This is a genomic window from Siccirubricoccus soli (assembly GCF_024178315.1).
GTDB classification, from domain to species: domain Bacteria; phylum Pseudomonadota; class Alphaproteobacteria; order Acetobacterales; family Acetobacteraceae; genus Siccirubricoccus; species Siccirubricoccus soli.
This window is the reverse complement of record NZ_JAMZIK010000132.1, coordinates 1-3607: the sequence shown is the minus strand read 5'-3', so window position 1 is coordinate 3607 and position 3607 is coordinate 1. Positions and strand designations below refer to the sequence as shown.

Below are 3607 nucleotides of genomic sequence, written 5' to 3'. Positions count from 1 at the left end.
AGCCCAATGCCATGGGAGGGCGGGAGGTGGGCGGCCTCGCCAACCAGCTCGCCGCGCATATGCGCTTCGACCGGCCGGAGGACCTCGACCGCCTGCGCCGCTTCTGGGGTGCGCCGAACCTCGCCACCCGCCCGGGGCTCAAGGCGGTGGAGCTGTTCGAGGCGGTGCGAGAGGGCCGGGTGAAGGCGCTCTGGATCATCGCCACCAACCCCGCCGACAGCATGCCCCGGGCCGGGCTGGTGCGGGAGGCGCTGGGCGCCTGCCCCTTCGTCGTCGTCTCCGACTGCTGGCCGACCGACACGACGGCACTCGCGCATCTCGTGCTGCCGGCGGCGGGCTGGGGCGAGAAGGATGGCACGGTGACGAATTCCGAGCGCTGCATCTCCCGCCAGCGCCCCTTCCGCGCGCCGCCGGGCGAGGCGCGGCCCGACTGGTGGGTGCTGGCCGAGGTTGCGCGACGCATGGGCTTCGGCGACGCCTTCTCCTGGGAGTCGCCCGCCGCCGTGTTCCGCGAGCATGCCGCGCTCTCCGCCTTCGAGAATGACGGCGCGCGCACCTTCGACATCGGCGCGCTGGTCAGCCTGAGCGACGCGGAATACGACACGCTGGCGCCCCGGCGCTGGCCCTTGCCTGCCGGCGGCGCAGCGGGAGGACGCCTCTTCGCGCGGGGTGGGTTCCCAATGCCGGACGGGCGGGCGCACCTCCTGCCCACGCCTTGGCGCCCGCTGGCCTCCAAGCCGGATAAGGCGTTCCCGCTGCTGTTGAACACCGGTCGCATGCGCGACCAGTGGCACACCATGACGCGTACAGGCCTTTCGCCCCGCCTGATGGCGCATGCCGCTGCGCCGACGGTCTCCCTCTCGCCAAGGGATGCGGCGCGGATCGGTGTGGGGGAGGGGGGAATGGTGCGGCTGGCCACCCCGCATGGCGAGGCGATGCTGCGCGCCGCCATCTCGCCGGCCCAGCAGCCGGGCGAGGTCTTCGTGCCCATGCACTGGACAGACGCCTTCGCCGCATCCGGCCCTGTCGGCCGTCTGGTCGGCGCCGCCACCGACCCTGTCTCTGGCCAGCCCGAGCTGAAGGCGACGCCGGCGCGCGCGGAAGCGGCGCCTGTCCATTGGCGTGGGCTGCTGCTGCACCGCCGTGCCATCCGTCCGGAGGGTGTGCATTGGTCGCGCGTGCCTGTCGGTGCCGGGAATGCGCTGGAGCTCACCGGTACGGAGGCCCTGCCGCCCGGCGCGGCGCTGGGGGTGTTCGCCGCGCGGCTGCTCGATGCGCCGGAAGGGGTGGAATGGCTGGAACTGGCCGATCCCGCGCGCGGCTGCTGGCGCTTCGCCGTGCTGCTGGAGGGGCGGGTCGAGGCCTGCCTTTTCCTTGCCGCCGGCGAGGCCGGCGCGGGCCTGCCGCAGGGCGCCGCGCTGGCTGCGCTGCTGGAGGGCGAGGTCACGGTGGCCGCCCGGGGCGCGCTGCTCGCCGGCCGCATCACCGGAGGCGCAGCGCCGACGGCGGATCGCGCGGTCTGCGCCTGCTTCGGTGTCGGTCTTGCTGCACTGCGTGCCGCCATCCTCGACCGCCGCCTCACCACCACCGAGGCGGTCGGCGCTGCAATCGGCGCCGGTTCGAATTGCGGCTCCTGCCTAGCTGAGATCAGGGAGATCCTGCGTGACCTGCATGCCAATGCCGCCGCAGCCTGAAGCGGCCGCCGCGATGCCCTTCCCGATCTTCCTTGACCTCACCGGCCAGGGGGCGCTGGTCGTCGGCGGCGGCGAGGAGGCAGCGGCGAAATGCCGCCTCCTGTTGCCGACCGGCGCCGTGATTCGCGCAGTCGCTTCGGTGCCGGGCGCGGCGCTGGAGGAACTCGCCGCGGCAGGCGGGATAATGCTGCTGCGCCGGGCCTTCGCGCCCGAGGATCTTGATGGCGTGCGCCTCTGCTACGTGGCGGTCGAGGACGCCAAGGAGGCCGCGGTGGTGGTCGCCGAGGCGCGCCGGCGAGGGGTGCTGGTGAACGCGGTGGGTCGCCCCACGCTCTGCGATTTCACGACCCCCGCGATGCTGCAGTGCGGGCCTGGGTCCATCGCCATCGGCACCGAAGGCGCCGCGCCCGCCCTGGCGCGTGACCTGCGGACGCGGATCGAGGCTGCGGTGCCCTCCGCGTTCGGGACGCTCGCCGCCTTCTGCGCCCGCTGGCGCGACCACGTGACCGCCGCCCTGCCCGATCGCGACCGGCGTAGGCGCCTCTGGGACGACGTGCCGGAAGGCGAGGAGGCGGCGATCCTGGAGCGCGGTGACGCCGAGGGCGCCGACGCGGCCATGGCGGCGCGCCTGGCTGGGGCGGGCGCCGCGCCGCGCCGGGGCCGCGTCAGCCTCGTCGGTGCCGGACCAGGCGATCCGGAGTTGCTGACCCTCCGGGCGCTCCGCACGCTCAGCCGCGCCGATGTCGTGCTCTACGACAAGCTGGTCGATCCGCGCGTGCTCGGCCTCGCCCGGCGCGACGCGCGATGCATCGATGTCGGCAAGCGCTGCGGCCGCCATGCGATGAGCCAGGCCGCGATCAATGCGCTTCTGGTGCGGGAGGTGCGCTCGGGCGCGCATGTCGTGCGGCTGAAGGGGGGCGATCCCTTTGTCTTCGGCCGCGGGGGGGAGGAACTGGAAGCGTTGCGCATGGCCGGAGTGGAGGCGGAGGTGGTGCCCGGCATCACCGCCGCCCTCGCTGCCGCCGCGCGCCTCCGCCTGCCGCTGACGCACCGCGGCGTCGCGCGTGGTTTGCACCTGATCACCGCGCATGGCGCCGATGGCGAACTGCCTGCGCAGGACTGGCGCGCACTGGCGCAGGCGAGTGGCACCCTCGCGGTCTATATGGGTGCGCGCACCTTGCCGCGCGTTACCGCCGCGCTGATCGAGGCCGGCATGGCGCGGGACATGCCGGCCATTGCGGTGGAGAATGCGAGCCTGCCGGGAGAGAGGCGCTTCCCCGCAACCCTCGCGGAGATCGCCTGCACCGTTGCGGCGGCGGGGGTGGAGGGGCCGACCCTGGTGCTGATCGGCGTGGCCGTGGCGCTCGCGGATACCGGTGCGACGCCGAGGCATGCCATGATGCGGCATGCCGCCTGATCCCGATATCGCCGAGGACGGCGCTGCGGAGCACCCCTTTACCCTCTTCGTGCGCATTCTGGGCCGCGGCCCCGGCCGCTCGCGTGCCCTGACGCGGGAGGAAGCGCGAGCGGCCCTTCGCGTGGTGCTGCGCGGGGAGGCCGATCCACACCAGGTCGGCGCCTTCCTGATGCTGCTTCGCGACCGCGGCGAGGATCCCGAGGAGGTGGCCGGCCTGGTCGAGGCGGCGCGGGAAGCCGCTGGCTGTAGCTCGGGCCTGCGCGCGGTCTATGTCGAGCCGGCCGCCAACTGGCAGCCGACCGACGCGCCGCCGCTGCTGGTCAGCAACTACGTCGCCGAGGATGGGGGCGAGGCGATCTACCGCGACATGGAGTTCCCGCTCACCACCTCGGTCAGCACGGTGCAGCGGATCATGAAGGCCGAGCTGGAGCGCAACCGCCGCCAGCGCGAGGTGGCCTTCCGGCCAACCTCTCGGCCCTGCGGCTGCGGCCCTGGG

General features: G+C 73.8%; 2 protein-coding genes and 1 pseudogene. All 3 read left to right on the top strand.

What is annotated here, in order from left to right; translation table 11 throughout:
* On the top strand, positions 1-1694 hold a 1694-nt coding region (locus NJ376_RS20165; protein WP_252955088.1), incomplete at its 5' end, for a molybdopterin dinucleotide binding domain-containing protein.
* Complete coding sequence (cysG, locus tag NJ376_RS20160; RefSeq protein WP_252955089.1) at positions 1672-3111, top strand: siroheme synthase CysG; 1440 nt, start codon at positions 1672-1674, stop codon at positions 3109-3111. The genes NJ376_RS20165 and cysG, both read left to right, overlap by 23 nt.
* A pseudogene (locus tag NJ376_RS20155) lies at positions 3101-3607 on the top strand (phage tail protein); the annotation flags it as partial. The gene cysG and the pseudogene NJ376_RS20155, both read left to right, overlap by 11 nt.